Below are 15123 nucleotides of genomic sequence, written 5' to 3'. Positions count from 1 at the left end.
ATCCCCCAATATCGATTACGCGCGCGAGCCAAGGGCATTGCGGCGCGCAGGTCAAGAATTCTATCGTGGGCATCATGTCGACCCTGATGTCCCGCCGCGCGATGATCGCATCCGCCGCCGCCCTGCCGATCCTGGTCCGACCAGGCCTGTTGCGGGCCGCCGAACCCGATATGGCGGCATTGTCCGATATCACCGGCGGCGCGGTGCCGATCGGGGTGGAGGAGCGGGCCCGGCGCCTGTCCCGTGCCCAGGCCCTGATGAAGGCAGCGGGGATCGGCGCCATCCTGATCGAGCCAGGATCGAGCCTGGTCTATTTTACCGGCGTTCGATGGGGCCGCAGCGAGCGGCTGACCGCTGCGATCCTGCCGGTCGAGGGGGAGCCGTGCATCGTCACGCCGTTCTTCGAGGAGCCCTCGGTCCGCGAAACGCTGGCTGTGCCAGCCGAGGTGCGGGTCTGGCAGGAGGATCAGAACCCGCTGGCCATCGTCGCGGGCTTTTTGCGCGATCGCAAGCTGGCCACCCGCCCGGTCGGGATCGAGGAGACGGCACGCTTCTTCGCTTTTGACGGATTGCAAAGGGCGCTGCCGGAGGTGCGGCTGGTTTCCGCCAATCCCGTCGTGCGCGGATGCCGGATGGTGAAGACCCCGGCCGAGATCGCGTTGATGCAACTCGCGACCGATGTGACCATGGCGGCCTATCGCTGGCTCCATCCTCGGGTCGAGGCGGGAATGACCGGGCCGGAGATCGGTGCGCTGATGAGCGCGGCCACCCGCCGGCTCGGCGGCAGCCCCGAATTCAGCATGGCGCTGATCGGGGAGGCCTCGGCCTATCCGCATGGCAGCAAATTGGTGCACCGGGTCGCGGCGGGGCAGGTGGTGCTGATGGACTGCGGCTGCACGGTGCAGGGCTATCAGTCGGACATTTCGAGAAGCTGGGTTCATGGCACGGCCAGCCCCGAACAGCGTCGGGTCTGGGACACGGTAGCGCAGGGGCAGCAGGTGGCGCTGATGGCGGCGCGAATCGGGGCACCCGCGGGTGCGATCGACGATGCGGTGCGGCGTTTCTATACCGCCCAGGGCTATGGCCCCGATTATCGCCTGCCGGGGCTGTCGCATCGGACCGGCCATGGCATCGGGCTGGACGGGCATGAGCCGGTCAATCTGGTGCGTGGGGAGGCGACGCCGCTTGCCCCCGGCATGTGTTTCTCCAACGAGCCGGGCCTCTATCTGCCGGGCAAGTTCGGCATCCGCCTGGAGGATTGCTTCCATATGAGCGAGAGCGGGCCGGTCTGGTTTTCGACGCCGCCCAAGTCGATCGACGCGCCGATCGGATGATCCCCGAACTGGACGAGCGGGGCTATGCGCTCTGGCCGTCACGGCTGGAGGGCGAGGAATTGGCGGAGCTCGCGCGGCTTTTCGCCGACTGGCCCAGTGGGCGTCCCGGACAGCGGATCGATCCGGCGCGCGCGGCGGCCCTGGCCGGGGTAAGGCGGCTCTGCACCGCGATGGCGCCGTTCATGGGAGAGAGGCTGCGGCCCGTCCGGGCGATCCTGTTTGACAAGCAGGACGGCGTGAACTGGGCACTGGGTTGGCATCAGGACCGCACCATCGAAGTGGCGGAGCGGCGCGACGTCGAGGGATTCGGGCCATGGACGGTCAAGCAGGGCAGGGTGCATGTTGCGCCACCCGTCTCGCTGCTGGAGCGGATGGTCACGGTGCGCCTGCATCTTGATCCGGTCGATGCGGACAATGCGCCGCTGCTGGTCGCGCCGGGTTCGCACCGGCTGGGCCTGATCGCGGAGGATGCGATCGCCGGTGTGGTCGATCGACTGGGCGAGGCGGTCTGCCTGGCCGGCGCGGGGACGATATGGTTGTACCGGACGCTGATCCTGCATGCGTCGGCGAGGTCGTCGCCGGGACGGCATCGGCGGGTCCTGCAGATCGATCTTTGCGCCGATGATCTGCCCGGCGGCCTGCACTATGCCATGGAGGACACCGCAAAGCCTGATGGGGTGGTTGGCGTCCCGTCGGGTGGCTCAAACGACACGCTCGGCCGATGCGATGGAGCGCCCTTGATGCGCGACGCTTGAGCGGGCGCGAAACCTCGCCTAAGTCGCGTTGCCATGACCTCGACCAACGACATCCGCCGCGGCTTTCTCGACTATTTCGGTTCGCAAGGACACCAGATCGTGCCCTCCGCGCCGCTCGTGCCGCAGAACGACCCGACGCTGATGTTCGTGAATGCGGGCATGGTGCCGTTCAAGAACGTGTTTACCGGCCTGGAGTCGCGCCCCTATTCGACCGCGACCAGCTCGCAGAAATGCGTGCGCGCCGGGGGCAAGCATAACGATCTCGACAATGTCGGCTATACCGCGCGGCACCATACCTTCTTTGAAATGCTGGGCAATTTCTCGTTCGGCGACTATTTCAAGGAACAGGCGATCACCCATGCCTGGACCCTGTTGACCAAGGTGTGGGGCATCCCGGCCGAAAAGCTGACCGCCACCGTCTATCACACCGATGACGAGGCGTTCGACCTGTGGAAGAAGATCGCTGGGCTTCCCGATCACAAGATCATCCGCATCCCGACCAAGGACAATTTCTGGGCGATGGGCGAGAATGGGCCGTGCGGTCCGTGCTCGGAAATCTTCTACGATCATGGCGACCATATCTATGGGGGCCCTCCCGGCAGCCCCGAGGAGGATGGCGACCGATTCGTCGAAATCTGGAACCTCGTCTTCATGCAGTTCGAGCAGGAAGCGAACGAGATCGTCGGCGAACTGCCCAAGAAGTCGATCGACACCGGCATGGGGCTGGAGCGGATCGCGGCCGTCCTGCAGGGCGTGCACGACAATTATGACACGGATACGTTCAAGGCGCTGATCGCCGCGTCGTGCGAGCTGACCCACACCAAGGCCGAGGACGGCCAGAAGGCGTCGCACCGCGTCATCGCCGACCATCTGCGCTCGGCGGGTTTCCTGGTGGCGGATGGCGTGCTGCCCGCCAATGAGGGGCGCGGCTATGTCCTGCGCCGCATCATGCGCCGCGCGATGCGTCATGCGCATCTGCTGGGCGCAAAGGAGCCGTTGATGCACCGGCTGGTCCCGGCGCTGGTCGCGGAAATGGGCGCTGCCTATCCCGAACTGGTCCGCGCGCAGCCGCTGATCGAGGCGACCTTGAAGCAGGAGGAAACCCGCTTTCGCCAGACGCTGGACAAGGGGCTTAAGCTGCTCGACGAAGCGACTTCGGGCATGGCGCCCGGCGCGACGCTGGCGGGTGAGACGGCGTTCAAGCTGTATGACACCTATGGTTTCCCCTATGACCTGACCGAGGACGCGCTGCGGGCGCAGAACCTGTCGGTCGACCGGGCGGGTTTCGACGCCGCCATGGCCGAGCAGAAGCGCGCCGCGCGCGCCGCGTGGAAGGGATCGGGTGCCAAGGCATCGGATGACGTCTGGTTCGACATCGCCGAAGAGACGGGCTCGACCGAGTTCCTCGGCTATGCCTCGGACACCGGCGAGGGCGAAGTGCTGGCGCTGGTCAAGGACGGTGCGCGGGTCGACAGTGCGGCGGCGGGCGACACCGTGTCGATCATCGTCAACCAGACGCCTTTCTATGGCGAAAGCGGCGGTCAGGTTGGCGACAGCGGCACCATTTCTAGCGATACCGGGTTGAAGGCGGTCGTCATCGACACCTCCAAGCAACTCGGCCGCGTGTTCGTGCACAATGCCGAGGTCCAGGAAGGTGGCATCAAGGTCGGTGACAGCGTGAAGCTGGCGATCGACACCGCCCGCCGCGCCGCGATCCGCGCCAACCACTCGGCGACGCATCTGCTGCACGAGGCGCTGCGCCAGCGGCTGGGCACGCATGTCGCGCAGAAGGGGTCGCTGGTCGCGCCCGAGCGGCTGCGCTTTGACTTCTCGCAGCCGGTCGGCATGACCGCCGAGGACATCGCCGAGGTCGAGACGAAGGTGAACGAGCAGGTGCGCGGCAATGGCCCGGTCATCACCCGCCTGATGACCCCGGACGAAGCGATCGAAATGGGCGCGATGGCGCTGTTCGGCGAGAAATATGGCGACGAGGTCCGTGTCGTGTCGATGGGCGAGGACGCCGATGGCACCTACAGCCTTGAACTCTGCGGCGGCACGCACGTCAATGCGCTCGGCGAGATCGGCGTGTTCAAGATCGTGTCGGAAGGCGCGGTGTCGAGCGGCGTGCGCCGTGTCGAGGCGCTGACCGGAGAGGGCGCGCGTGCCTATCTGTCGCACCGTGACGAGATGCTGAAGGCCGCCGCCGCGACGCTCAAGACCACGCCCGACGAGGTGCCCGCGCGCATCGCCGCGCTGGTCGAGGATCGCCGTCGTCTGGAGCGTGAACTGGCCGAGGCGAAGAAGGCACTCGCCATGGGTGGCGGCGCCGGTGGCGCGGCGGCGGGGCCGGAACAGATCGGCGACGTGGCCTTTATCGGCCAGGTGCTGGATGGGTTCGAGGCCAAGGGGCTGCGCGGCGCGGTGGACGATGCCAAGCAGCGTCTGGGCGGACCGGGCGTCGCGGTGATGGTCGCGGTCAATGATGGGCGCGCCTCGGTCGCGGTCGGCGTGACCGACGAGCTGACGGGCCGTCACAATGCCGTCGAACTGCTGCGCAAGGCTGTGGCGGCGTTGGGCGGGCAGGGCGGCGGAGGCCGTCCCGACATGGCCCAGGGTGGCGGCCCGGACGGCACCAAGGGCGCCGAGGCGGTTCAGGCGGTTCGGGACGCACTCGCGGGATAATTCACCAGCCGAAGGGCCAGCCAAGGGGAGAGTGGCGATGGACAAGGGAATGACGAAGCCTCTGATGTTCGGGGCGATGCTTCTCTTGCCCTCGCCACTTCCTGCACAGACGGCGCAGCCGCCGGCACCGCCCGCCACGGCGGGCGATGGGGTCGTAGTGACCGCCCGACCACTTGCGACCGACCGCGAAGTCCGTGAGCAGATCGTCGGCGTGACGGGCCATCCCAGGTCGGACATGCCGTTGATGCGGTTCCGCGAGCCGGTGTGCATCGGGACCGCCGGCCTGCCGGTCGCGGCGGGTGAGGCCATACTGCGCCGGATGATGGAAACCGTTCGGTCCCTCAACATGCCGATAGCGGCCGACGGATGCCGCCCCAATATCCTGGTCCTCTTTGCGGACGATCCCCAGGAACAGCTTCTCGGCCTGCGCACCCGTTCGCCGGAAATATTCGGTGATCTGTCCCGCGCCGCGGTCGGCCGTATCGTGAAGGGCGCGGGGCCGGTCTATGCGTGGAACGCGGCGGTTCGGGTGTCGCGCGACGGGGACCAGCTCTTCCAGACCGACACCTGGCCGCAGATGAAGCTGGGCGCCGCCTCGCGCCTGCTCACGCCGATCCGGCAGGACATCGCCGCATCGGTCATCGTCATCCAGCGCAAGGCACTGCTCAACAAGACGCTGGGGCAGATCGCCGATTATGCGGTCATGCGGGGCATGGCGGCGACGAAGCCGGTGGAGGGCATGACCTCCGCCACGATCCTGACCCTGTTCGACAAGGATGGTGGCACGGCGCCCGCCGAACTGACGGCGTTTGATCGGGGCGTGCTGAACGGCATCTATGCCTCACCGCCGCATGCACAGGCCACGCAGCAGGTGGCGACGATGGAGCGCGCGGTTCGCGAGCAGGGCGGCACACGGTGACGGCGGTGGCGGGCAGTCCGTTACGGGCCGGGATGGCGGCGGTCGTAGCGCTGCTCGTCGTGGGGCTGTTCCCCGCGACGGCCGGTGCCCAGACGCCCCAGACATCCCCGGCCGCACAGGGTGTCGCCCCGACGGTTTCCGATCCGATCGTCGTCACCGCCCGTCCGTTGCCGGAGCGGCGCAAGACCCTGGGCTGGTTCGGGGCGATCTCCGGCTATCCCGATGGCGACGAGCCGCTTTCACGGATGACGGGGGCGCTGTGCATCGCCGGTGTCGGCCTGCCCACCGACCTCCTGCTGGGGGTCGCCGACCGGATCATGCAGAATGCGCAGCGCCTGGGCATCGCGCTGGGCGGTGAGAAATGTCGCCCCAACGTCGTCATCCTGTTCGTCGGAAACGGGGCGCAGCAGGTTCGCTGGTTGTCCGACCACCGGCCCGGCATATTCGGCAACATGCAGGCGTCGGAGGTCAGCGCGATGGAGCGCGATGCCGGCCCGGTCCATGCCTGGAATCTGACCGCGATCACCAGCCGGGATGGCGACCAGATCTTTCAGATGGGCGACAGCCTCCCGACCCTCCACATCCCCAGCGCCAGCCGGATCAACCTGCCCATCAAGTCGCAGATCGCGGCGGCCGTCATCCTGATCGACCGCCGCGCGGTGAACGGGAAGACGATCGGTCAACTCGGCGACTATGCCACGATGCGGGCGCTGGCCGTGGTCCGCCCGCGCAAGGTGGATGGCGTGTCGACCATATTGTCCCTGTTCGATGCCGGGGGGAGTGCGCCGGAGGCGCTGACCGCGTTCGATTGGGGCTATCTGCGGGGCCTCTATTCCGGTCAGGGCGATCGCAGGCCCTATGCCCAATATGTCTCCATGGCGCAGTTCGTCGAGCAGGAAATCATGACCAAGGCGACCAAGCCATGAAGCCCGAAGCCGGACGGCGTGACCTGACTGCCGGGCCGATCGGGCGGACCCTCCTGCTGTTCGCGCTGCCGACGCTGGGATCCAGCGTCCTGCAATCGCTCAATGGGTCGATCAACGCGATCTGGATCGGCCAGTTTCTGGGCGAGCGGGCACTGGCCGCGACGACCAACGCCAACATCATCATGTTCCTTCTGGTCGCGGCGACCTTCGGCTTCGGCATGGCGGCGACCATCCTGATCGGCCAGAATATGGGCCGTCGCGATATCGATGCGGTGCGGCGCGTGCTGGGATCGGCGCTCGGCCTTTTCGCGGTGATCTCGACACTGACGGTCGGGATCGGCTGGTGGGCGGCGCCGGCGATCCTGCGCGCGCTGGCGACCCCGGCGGAGGTCTATCCGCTGGCGCTCGCCTATCTGCGGGTCATCTTCGTCGCGATGCCGCCGGGGTTCATCGCGGTCCTGCTGACCATGGCCTTGCGCGGGGTGGGGGATTCGATCACGCCACTCAAGTTCATGGCGCTGGGCTCGGTGCTCGACGTCGCGCTCAATCCGGTCTTCATCCTGGGGCTGGGCCCTGTCCCGGCGCTGGGGATCGAGGGGTCGGCGGTCGCCACGCTGATCGCCAATAGCGGCTCGCTTCTCGCCCTGATCGCCTATCTCTATGCCAAGGATCTGGTCGTCCGCCTGCGGGGGCCAGAGTGGCGCTATCTGATCCCGACCCCGGACCTGCTCAAGGCCATCGTGGTCAAGGGCTTTCCGATGGGCCTCCAGATGCTGGTCGTCTCCACCTCGGCGCTGGCGATGATGGGGCTGGTCAACCGCCACGGCACCGCGACCACGGCTGCTTACGGCGCGGCGAACCAGCTCTGGACCTATATCCAGATGCCCGCCATGGCGGTGGGGGCGGCGGTCAGTGCGATGGCGGCGCAGAATATCGGCGCGGGGCAGTGGGAGCGGGTCGATCGCATCACCCGGGCCGGGTTGCGCATGAACCTGTTGCTGACCGGCGCGCTCGTCCTGCTCGTCACGTTGCTCGACCGGCATGTCCTCTGGCTGTTCCTCGGCAGCGAGCCGGGGGCGATCGATATCGCGGCGCGGATCAACCTGATCGGCGGATGGAGCTTCATCCTGTTCGGCGTGTCGATGGTGCTGGCGGCCACTGTGCGGGCGAACGGCGCGGTGGTCGGGCCGCTGGTCATCCTGGCGATCGCGATGTTCCCGGTGCGCTTCGGCCTCGCCAATGCGCTGGCCCCGATGCTGGGCGCGGATGCGATCTGGTGGAGTTTCCCGGCGGGCTCGTTCGCCTCGATGCTGATGACCATCGCCTATTACCGGCATGGCGGCTGGCGTAAGGGCCGGCTGACCCCGGTGACGGCCGAGGAGTGCAAGGAACAGGCGCTCGCCGAGGGGCAGCCGACCCAGAAGGCGATGCCGGTCGGCTGATCGCCCCGAGCCGGGGGGCGATCAGGCCGGCGCCATCACCTCGATGATGCCCGGCGCGATCCGCGCGGTGACGGGCGTATGGGCCAGCACCTCGCCGTCGATCGAGATGGGTAGTGGCGGGATGGTGTTGAGCTCGATGGCCTTGCCCCGGAATTCGCGGACCTTTTCCTTCCGATAGTCGCTGCGCAGGATGCTTGCCGCCCAGTTGACGATCAGGCGGCGTTTCACATGGCCGCACACCGCCTGCACCACGATCTCGCCCGAATCGACCTCCGCCGATTCCACCAGTTCGGTCCCGCCATGATAGGGACCGTTGGAGATACGCACTTCGACGACGCGCAGCCGTTCGCGCTTTCCATCCTGCTCGACGATCAGGGTGAAGGGGCGGAAGCGCATGAACTGATAGGCGGCCCAGCCCAGATAGCCCAGCCGCCCGGCGATCCGCTTCAGGCCATGCGGCACCGTCTCGGCGATTTTGGGGCTGATCCCCATCGCGGCGCAGTTGGCGTAATAGTCATTGTCGATCATCCCCAGATCGATCCGGCGAGGCCGTCCGCTGCGGATCACCTCGATCGCCCCCTCGATGTCGAGCGGAATGCCCAGCGAGCGCGCGAAGCTGTTCGCCGTGCCCAGCGGCAGCACGCCCAGCATCACGTCATGCCCGACCATCAGGTCGACCAGCCCGCTGATCGTCCCATCGCCACCGCCCAGGATCAACAGGTCGGGCTTGGCCGCCAGCAATTCGCGCACGGTCGGCTCCAGTTCGTCTGGATCCTCCACCGCGCGCGCGTCGACCCGGTAGGGCAGGCCGGACATGGCCTTGCAGGCGCGCTTGAACAGGGCCTGTCCACGCCGCGACTTGGCGTTCACCACCATCGCCGCCGATCGTATCTCTCTCAAGACGGATATCCTTTCGCCCCCGGAACGCTTGCATGCAACGCTTGGCAAGCGCGGTCCGATCCCCCAAATGCGGACTATCATGACGGCATCCTATCCCGCGCTTCGCCTTCGCCGCACCCGTGCCTCGCAATGGAGCAGGCGGCTTCATGCCGAAACGGTGCTCACCCCGGCCGATCTGATCTGGCCGCTGTTCGTGACGGAGGGGCAGGGGGTCGAGGAACCGATCGCCAGCCTGCCGGGCGTATCGCGCTGGTCGCTGGACGGGATCGTGGCGCGCGCGCGCGAGGCGGCGGACCTGGGCATCCCCTGTCTGGCGCTGTTTCCCAACACGCCTTCGCATCTGCGGACCGATGACGGGCGCGAGGCGTCCAACCCCGACAATCTGATGTGCCGCGCGATCCGCGCCATCAAGGACGCGGTGCCGGAGATCGGCGTGCTGACCGATGTCGCACTCGATCCCTATACCACGCATGGCCATGACGGGTTGGTCGACGCGGCGGGCTATGTCGTCAACGACAGCACCGCCGATGCGCTGGTCGAGCAGGCGCTTACCCAGGCGCGGGCGGGCGCGGATGTAATCGCGCCATCGGACATGATGGACGGGCGGATCGGCATGATCCGCGGCGCGCTGGAGGCCGAGGGCTTCGTCAATGTCCAGATCATGGCCTATGCCGCGAAATATGCGAGCGCCTTCTACGGTCCCTTCCGCGACGCGGTGAACACGCGCGGCCTGTTGAAGGGGGACAAGCGCACCTATCAGATGGATCACGCCAATGCCGAGGAGGCGCTGCGCGAGGTCGCGCTCGACCTGTCGGAAGGGGCGGACAGCGTGATGGTGAAGCCGGGCCTGCCCTATCTCGACATCATCCGCCGGGTGAAGGACGAATTTCGCGTGCCGACATTCGCCTATCAGGTGTCGGGCGAATATGCGATGATCGAGACGGCGGTGGCGGCGGGGGCCGCGGACCGCGACGCGATGGTGCTGGAGACGCTGATGGCGTTCAAGCGCGCCGGATGCGCGGGCGTCCTGACCTATCACGCGGCGCATGCCGCGCGTCTGCTCGGCGCCTGAACGCCCCCATCTTGCCGCATCGATCCGTTCCCGTCCGGGCCCTGTTTGTCGCGACGATCCTGACGGGATCGTTCCTGCTGTTCCTCGTCCAGCCGATGGTCGCGCGCATGGCGCTGCCCCGGCTGGGCGGCGCGCCCGCCGTGTGGAACTCGGCGATGCTGATCTACCAGGCGTTGTTGCTGGGCGGCTATGCCTATGCCCATGCGCTGGGCCGGTGGCGGCCCAGGGTCCAGGCGGCGGTCCATATCGGCCTGTTGCTGGCGGCGGCGTTATGGCTGCCCATCGGGTTGATCGCGATCGATCCGCCTGCCGATGCGGAACCCGCCTTGTGGGTGCCCTGGCTGCTGGTCCTGTCGATCGGGCCGCTGTTCTTCGTCGTGTCGGCGCAGGCGCCGCTGGTACAGCGCTGGTTCGCGCTCGCCGAGCCGGGGCGTGACCCCTATGCCCTTTATGCCGCCTCCAATCTGGGCAGCTTCGCCGGGCTTCTGGCCTATCCGCTGCTGGTCGAGCCCGCCATGGCGCTGAGCGGTCAGAGCAGGATGTGGAGCATCGGCTATGCGCTCCTGGCGGTACTGGTGCTGGCCTGCGCCACCCGCCTGCCGGTCGCCCGGGCACAGGAAGAGGCTTCGCCGATGGTCACGCCCGCTCCGGGCTGGCGGCGCGTGCTCCTCTGGATCGCGCTGGCGGCGGTGCCTTCGGGGCTGGTACTGGCGACCTCGACCTTCATCACCACCGACATCATGGCGATGCCATTGCTGTGGGTCCTGCCGCTTGGTCTGTACCTTCTCAGCTTCATCGTCGCCTTCGCTACGCGGCGGGGCGTCTCGGACGCGCTGACCCGGATCGCGCCGATCACGCTCCTGCTGTTCGGCGGGGTCATCATGGGCAGCTATCCGCAGCGGCCCTATTTCAACGTCATCATCGCGCTGCTGTTGCTGTTCATGGTTTCGGTCGCGCTGCACACTGCGCTCTACCGGGCGCGACCGGGGGTGGACCGGCTGACCGGATTCTATCTCTGGATGGCCGTGGGCGGGGCGCTGGGCGGCGCGTTTTCCGGTTTGCTGGCGCCGGTCCTGTTCGACTGGACCTATGAATATCCGCTGCTGATCCTGGCGGCGGCCATGCTGATCCCGCAGCAGTTCCTGACTGCCTGGCTCCGCGATGCGTGGCGGCGACACCACCGGGCGATGCTGCTGGGGCTGGCCATCATGATCGGGCTGTTGCTCGACCTGCGGCTGGTGGGCGGGGCGGACGCGCTGGGCGGGAACCGGGATGGGCTCGCTCTTCTGGCCATTGCGGCGCTGGGCCTGGCGACGATCGGCGCGCGGATCGGCTTCGTGCTGCTGCTGTCCGGGGCGCTGGTGATGTTCGGCGGGTATCGTGCCCTGTCGCTCTCGCTGGAACGCGATGCGCGGATGCGGAGCTATTTCGGCGTCTATACGGTGCGCGACGGGGACGGCTATCGCGAGCTGGCGCATGGTTCGACCATTCATGGCATCCAGTTGCGCGGGTCGGACGCGCGCGAGCGGATGCCGACCACCTATTATGCGCCGCGTTCCGGCGTCGGACGCGCGATGCGCGCCGCTCCCGCCCTTTATGGCCCGGCGGCGCGGATCGGCGTGGTCGGGCTGGGGACGGGAACGCTGGCCTGTTACGCCCAGCCGGGGCAGGACTGGCGCTTCTACGAGATCGATCCGGTGATGGTGCGTCTGGCGCGCGACACCGGGCAGTTCAGCTATCTGCGCCTTTGTCGCCCGAACCCGGTCATCCGTATCGGCGACGCACGGTTGCGGCTGATGGCGGAGGCTTCCGCGAGCCTCGATCTGCTGGCGCTCGACGCCTTCTCATCGGATGCGGTGCCCGCGCATCTCCTGACGCGCGAGGCGTTCGCGACCTATGGCCGGGTGCTCGCATCGCGCGGCCTGTTGATGATCCATATCTCCAACCGCTTCGTCGATCTGGAGCCGGTCGTCGCGGCGGCGGCCCGCGATGGCGGCTGGACGATCCGCAAACTGCATTATGTGCCCAGCGATCTGGACCGCATGGATCAGGCGACGGGATCGGACTGGCTGGCGCTGTCGCGCGATCCCGGGGTCATCGGGGCGCTGGAACGTCAGGGCGGAGACTGGACCCGTGCGATCGCGCCGCCGGGCCTTGCCGCCTGGACCGACGATGATTCCTCGGTCCTGCCCTTCATCCGCCGTTTCTAGATCAAGCGGCGGGCAGGCTGGCAGTCAGCGCTCCGATCTGGCTGCCCTGACGCTCGATGATGGTCGCGGTGCGGGCGCGCAGGGCGGTGAGCGCCGGATAATCGGGTTCCAGCGCGGCGGCGCGTGCGATCGCCCGGTCGTCGATCTCGCTCAGCAGGGCCGAGGTGCGTGCCCGAATCTCATCGAGCGTCGCCAGTTCGGTCTGGGCGGTCAGCCATGCGTCGCTCCCCACCGCCGCCCCGCGGGCCCTGGCGGCGCTGGCCCGGGCCTGGTCATGGGCCTTGGCGAATTCCTGGTCCAGCGCGGTCAGCCGACCGCCGATGTCGGCGATCTGCGTATCGAGCGCCGGGTCGGGGCGCAGCTCGGGCGCCGCCACTTCGGGTTCGGCAAAGCCCCGCTTCTCGACCGGCCGCACCGCCAGCGAAGGATAGCGCGTGGCATCGCGCGAACATCCCGCCAGCGCCGCCGAGGATGCAAGCGCCAGCAGGGCAAGGGACAGGGAAGGGCGGGCGATAAAGCGATCGGTCATGACGTGCCATCCTAGACGGGGCATCGCAGGCGGGGAAGCGTCCCGGGGAAGAGTCGCAAGGTGGCAAAGCGCGTCCTGTCCGAAGAAATTGTGGAAAACCCGAACAGGGGGGTTGCCACGATCCGAAACCGCTTCTAAGAGCCCACCTCCACAGCGCGCCCGTAGCTCAGCTGGATAGAGCATCAGACTACGAATCTGAGGGTCGGACGTTCGAATCGTTCCGGGCGCGCCAGTGGATCAAACATCAGGTCTCGACAGAGGCCCCATGCGCGCCCGTAGCTCAGCTGGATAGAGCATCAGACTACGAATCTGAGGGTCGGACGTTCGAATCGTTCCGGGCGCGCCATTTCTGTTCAGCTTTGGGCACTGCGGCACTCGGCGTCTGGGATGCTATGATCGCGCGTTCCAGCATCGCGTTGCGCCCCGTGATCCGAACCTCGCGGTCGCCGACTTCGACACGGTCCACGAGCAGGTGGATGTATTCCTTGCGCGTCCTTCCGTCCGACTCGTTCAACTTACGGCGAAGCAGATCGCCGAACCGGGCGATGATTTCAGGCGTGATTCGCCGATCACCGGCGTCGAGCTGCCGTTCGAGGACGGCGATGTCGGCTTGGGTGCTGGCCTTCTGCGCACGGATGTTGCCGAGTTCACTGGCGACTTGCGGATCGTCGGGGCTCAGCGTGTTGTTCTGGACCAGCCTGATTACGCTGGCGCTCTCGCCATCGAGTTGGGTCAGCCGGGCGCGTAGCCGCTTAAGTTCAGCGGCGCGCTCCGCGACGGCGGTTTCCGATCGGTCCAGCCATGTCTGCAGAAGCGTGGTCAGTCGTTCGGGCTGGACGAGATGACGGGTCACCGCGCCGACGACCAGATCGTCTAGCTGCCCCATCGGGACACGACGTCCCGTGCACGCGTCCGGCCCGCGCTTGATCCGCGCCGAACAGGCGTAATAACGATACTGGCCGGACTTTCCGGTGCTCGTCATCATCCCGGCGCCGCAACCGTCCCCACCGCAACCGCAGACCGCGCGGCTGGTCAGCAGATTCGTATTCGTCTTCGCGGCCGCTTCGCCCATCCGCGGGTCGCGGTCGGCCATCTGCTGGCGGACCGCATAGAACGTCTCTTCATCAATGATCGGCGGAACTGGGATCGGTACCCACTCGCTTTCCGGCCGCGTATCACCGGTGCGAGAATTCCGGCGGTTGAAGATGACATAGCCTATGTAGGCGGTGTTGGTCAGGATGTTGTGCAGCGTCCCGATGCTGAACCGCTTGCCCCGGATGCGATAACCGCGTTCGTTGAGGTGATGCGCCAAGCCCGTGACGCCAATCGGGCCGCTCGCCGTGCCCTCAAGGTACGTCTTGAAGATGTACCTCACCATGTCGACCGTCTCGGGGTCGTGCTCCAGCTTCTTGCGGTCCTTGCCGCGCGCCTGCGGCACGGTGCAGGTGCGGAAGCCGATCGGAGGCGTCTGCCCGTTCCAAAAGCCGTTCACGGCATTGGCCACCATGGTGCGGCGAACATGCTTGGCGTTCTCGGCCGAATGATATTCGTCGAAGATGGCGAGCATCGACACGGCTAGGTCGGACGCTGGATCGTCGCCGAAATCCTGCGTCACCGAAATAATGCGGATTTTCTTGCTGCGGAGCCGCTCGCGATACTGCATGAAGTCGAGCGCATTGCGGAACAGCCGCGACAGCGAATGCGCGAGGATGATGTCGACCGGACGCTCATTCGACTCGGCGAGCGCGATCATCTCACGAAAGGCGCGCCGATGATCGTCGGTGGCGCTGCCCGCTTCCGAGAGGACCCTGACGGCCTGCGCGCCATGATCCTCGATCCAGCGTTCGGCGGTGGCGATCTGATCCGGCAACGACAAGTCGTTCTTTTCCTGCCGCGTCGTCGATACCCGCGCATAGACGAAGACGCGCTTACCCGCGAACGTGTCGCTTCCCATTGTTAGACCTTTCGAACAGCGCGCCCTCCTGTTCGAGGGTCGACCATGAATCGTCGAAGGCCGCGCTGACAAGCCCTGGATCGTTAATGCGCGCATCACAGATCGGCGACACGGAGGTAGCCTGAGGCGTTGGAGGTGATGCGCGCCGGCTCATGGGCCGGGCGTGGCAGGATCAGAATGTTCGCGCTGAGGGGTATACTCGCGATTCTCATCGAATGTGCGCTGACGCGCAATTCGCGATACCATTCAGCGCGATGGGAAACCTCAACGGTTGGTCGTGCCCCCCGGGGTGGTGTAGCTGAGGGGTGGCCATCGGCGATCTCCGGCCAGGCCGGGATGGTCAGGCGGCCATGGCTGGCAGCGTGACGGCGGTATCATCGCTCAACTGCGCGACGCTTTC

The 15123-nt window shown here is 66.9% G+C and carries 13 protein-coding genes and 2 tRNA genes; 13 read left to right on the top strand and 2 right to left on the bottom strand.

Annotation, left to right across the window (positions count from 1 at the left end):
• The first annotated feature begins 74 nt into the window (after positions 1 to 74).
• From ABDV78_RS07750 to ABDV78_RS07725, 6 genes are read left to right on the top strand one after another with little or no spacing between them, the layout of a single operon-like run.
• Entirely contained in the window at positions 75 to 1334 is a 1260-nt protein-coding gene (locus ABDV78_RS07750; protein ID WP_343526797.1) for a Xaa-Pro peptidase family protein, read from the top strand.
• On the top strand, positions 1331 to 2089 hold the full coding sequence (locus ABDV78_RS07745; protein WP_343526796.1) for a phytanoyl-CoA dioxygenase family protein: 759 nt from the start codon (positions 1331 to 1333) through the stop codon (positions 2087 to 2089). The genes ABDV78_RS07750 and ABDV78_RS07745 overlap by 4 nt, the downstream gene beginning before the upstream one ends.
• A gap of 33 nt (positions 2090 to 2122) precedes the next feature.
• Positions 2123 to 4771, top strand: a complete 2649-nt coding sequence (gene alaS, locus ABDV78_RS07740; RefSeq protein WP_343526795.1) for an alanine--tRNA ligase — start codon at positions 2123 to 2125, stop codon at positions 4769 to 4771.
• 49 nt (positions 4772 to 4820) lie between these two features.
• Positions 4821 to 5690 (top strand): hypothetical protein, encoded by an 870-nt coding sequence (locus ABDV78_RS07735; RefSeq protein WP_343526794.1) that lies wholly within the window; start codon positions 4821 to 4823, stop codon positions 5688 to 5690.
• Complete coding sequence (locus ABDV78_RS07730) at positions 5687 to 6616, top strand: hypothetical protein (RefSeq protein WP_343526793.1); 930 nt, start codon at positions 5687 to 5689, stop codon at positions 6614 to 6616. Before ABDV78_RS07735 ends, ABDV78_RS07730 begins: the two co-directional genes overlap by 4 nt.
• Entirely contained in the window at positions 6613 to 8058 is a 1446-nt protein-coding gene (locus ABDV78_RS07725) for an MATE family efflux transporter (protein WP_343526792.1), read from the top strand. Before ABDV78_RS07730 ends, ABDV78_RS07725 begins: the two co-directional genes overlap by 4 nt.
• Positions 8059 to 8079: 21 nt before the next feature.
• On the opposite strand, the gene ABDV78_RS07720 is transcribed toward ABDV78_RS07725, so the two are convergent.
• Entirely contained in the window at positions 8080 to 8934 is an 855-nt protein-coding gene (locus ABDV78_RS07720) for a diacylglycerol kinase family protein (RefSeq protein ID WP_343526900.1), read from the bottom strand.
• A gap of 103 nt (positions 8935 to 9037) precedes the next feature.
• On the opposite strand from ABDV78_RS07720, the gene hemB reads away from it, so the two are divergent.
• On the top strand, positions 9038 to 10030 hold the full coding sequence (gene hemB / locus ABDV78_RS07715; protein WP_343526791.1) for a porphobilinogen synthase: 993 nt from the start codon (positions 9038 to 9040) through the stop codon (positions 10028 to 10030).
• A gap of 11 nt (positions 10031 to 10041) precedes the next feature.
• Positions 10042 to 12240, top strand: a complete 2199-nt coding sequence (locus ABDV78_RS07710; RefSeq protein ID WP_343526790.1) for a hypothetical protein — start codon at positions 10042 to 10044, stop codon at positions 12238 to 12240.
• 1 nt (position 12241) lies between these two features.
• Here the strand turns inward: ABDV78_RS07710 and ABDV78_RS07705 are convergent, their stop codons facing one another.
• Positions 12242 to 12769: a hypothetical protein gene (locus tag ABDV78_RS07705; protein WP_343526789.1), complete on the bottom strand. Its 528-nt coding sequence runs from the start codon at positions 12767 to 12769 to the stop codon at positions 12242 to 12244.
• Between the two features lie 155 nt (positions 12770 to 12924).
• On the opposite strand from ABDV78_RS07705, the gene ABDV78_RS07700 reads away from it, so the two are divergent.
• The 5 genes from ABDV78_RS07700 to ABDV78_RS07680 all read left to right on the top strand — a co-directional run bounded on the left by ABDV78_RS07700 (position 12925) and on the right by ABDV78_RS07680 (position 14729).
• A tRNA-Arg gene (locus ABDV78_RS07700) sits at positions 12925 to 13001 on the top strand.
• Between the two features lie 37 nt (positions 13002 to 13038).
• A tRNA-Arg gene (locus ABDV78_RS07695) sits at positions 13039 to 13115 on the top strand.
• Positions 13116 to 13241: 126 nt separating this feature from the next.
• Entirely contained in the window at positions 13242 to 13517 is a 276-nt protein-coding gene (locus ABDV78_RS07690) for a hypothetical protein (RefSeq protein ID WP_343526788.1), read from the top strand.
• A 495-nt stretch (positions 13518 to 14012) separates the two neighbouring features.
• Complete coding sequence (locus tag ABDV78_RS07685) at positions 14013 to 14348, top strand: hypothetical protein (protein WP_343526787.1); 336 nt, start codon at positions 14013 to 14015, stop codon at positions 14346 to 14348.
• Between the two features lie 120 nt (positions 14349 to 14468).
• A complete protein-coding gene (locus tag ABDV78_RS07680; protein ID WP_343526785.1) occupies positions 14469 to 14729 on the top strand; it encodes a hypothetical protein in 261 nt (86 codons plus the stop codon).
• Positions 14730 to 15123 lie beyond the last annotated feature (394 nt).

This window comes from Sphingomonas sp. (assembly GCF_039594485.1).
Classification (GTDB): Bacteria; Pseudomonadota; Alphaproteobacteria; order Sphingomonadales; family Sphingomonadaceae; genus Sphingomonas.
The sequence above is the reverse complement of the archived record's forward strand: the minus strand, read 5'-3'. Positions and strand labels throughout refer to the sequence as shown.

Coding starts and splice junctions, on each gene's coding strand:
- ABDV78_RS07720 (WP_343526900.1), bottom strand. CDS start 8,934: ATGGTGGTGAACGCCAAGTCGCGGCGTGGACAGGCCCTGTTCAAGCGC.
- ABDV78_RS07735 (WP_343526794.1), top strand. CDS start 4,821: ATGACGAAGCCTCTGATGTTCGGGGCGATGCTTCTCTTGCCCTCGCCA.
- hemB (WP_343526791.1), top strand. CDS start 9,038: ATGACGGCATCCTATCCCGCGCTTCGCCTTCGCCGCACCCGTGCCTCG.
- alaS (WP_343526795.1), top strand. CDS start 2,123: ATGACCTCGACCAACGACATCCGCCGCGGCTTTCTCGACTATTTCGGT.
- ABDV78_RS07705 (WP_343526789.1), bottom strand. CDS start 12,769: ATGACCGATCGCTTTATCGCCCGCCCTTCCCTGTCCCTTGCCCTGCTG.
- ABDV78_RS07725 (WP_343526792.1), top strand. CDS start 6,613: ATGAAGCCCGAAGCCGGACGGCGTGACCTGACTGCCGGGCCGATCGGG.
- ABDV78_RS07745 (WP_343526796.1), top strand. CDS start 1,331: ATGATCCCCGAACTGGACGAGCGGGGCTATGCGCTCTGGCCGTCACGG.
- ABDV78_RS07680 (WP_343526785.1), top strand. CDS start 14,469: ATGCGCGAGGATGATGTCGACCGGACGCTCATTCGACTCGGCGAGCGC.
- ABDV78_RS07750 (WP_343526797.1), top strand. CDS start 75: ATGTCGACCCTGATGTCCCGCCGCGCGATGATCGCATCCGCCGCCGCC.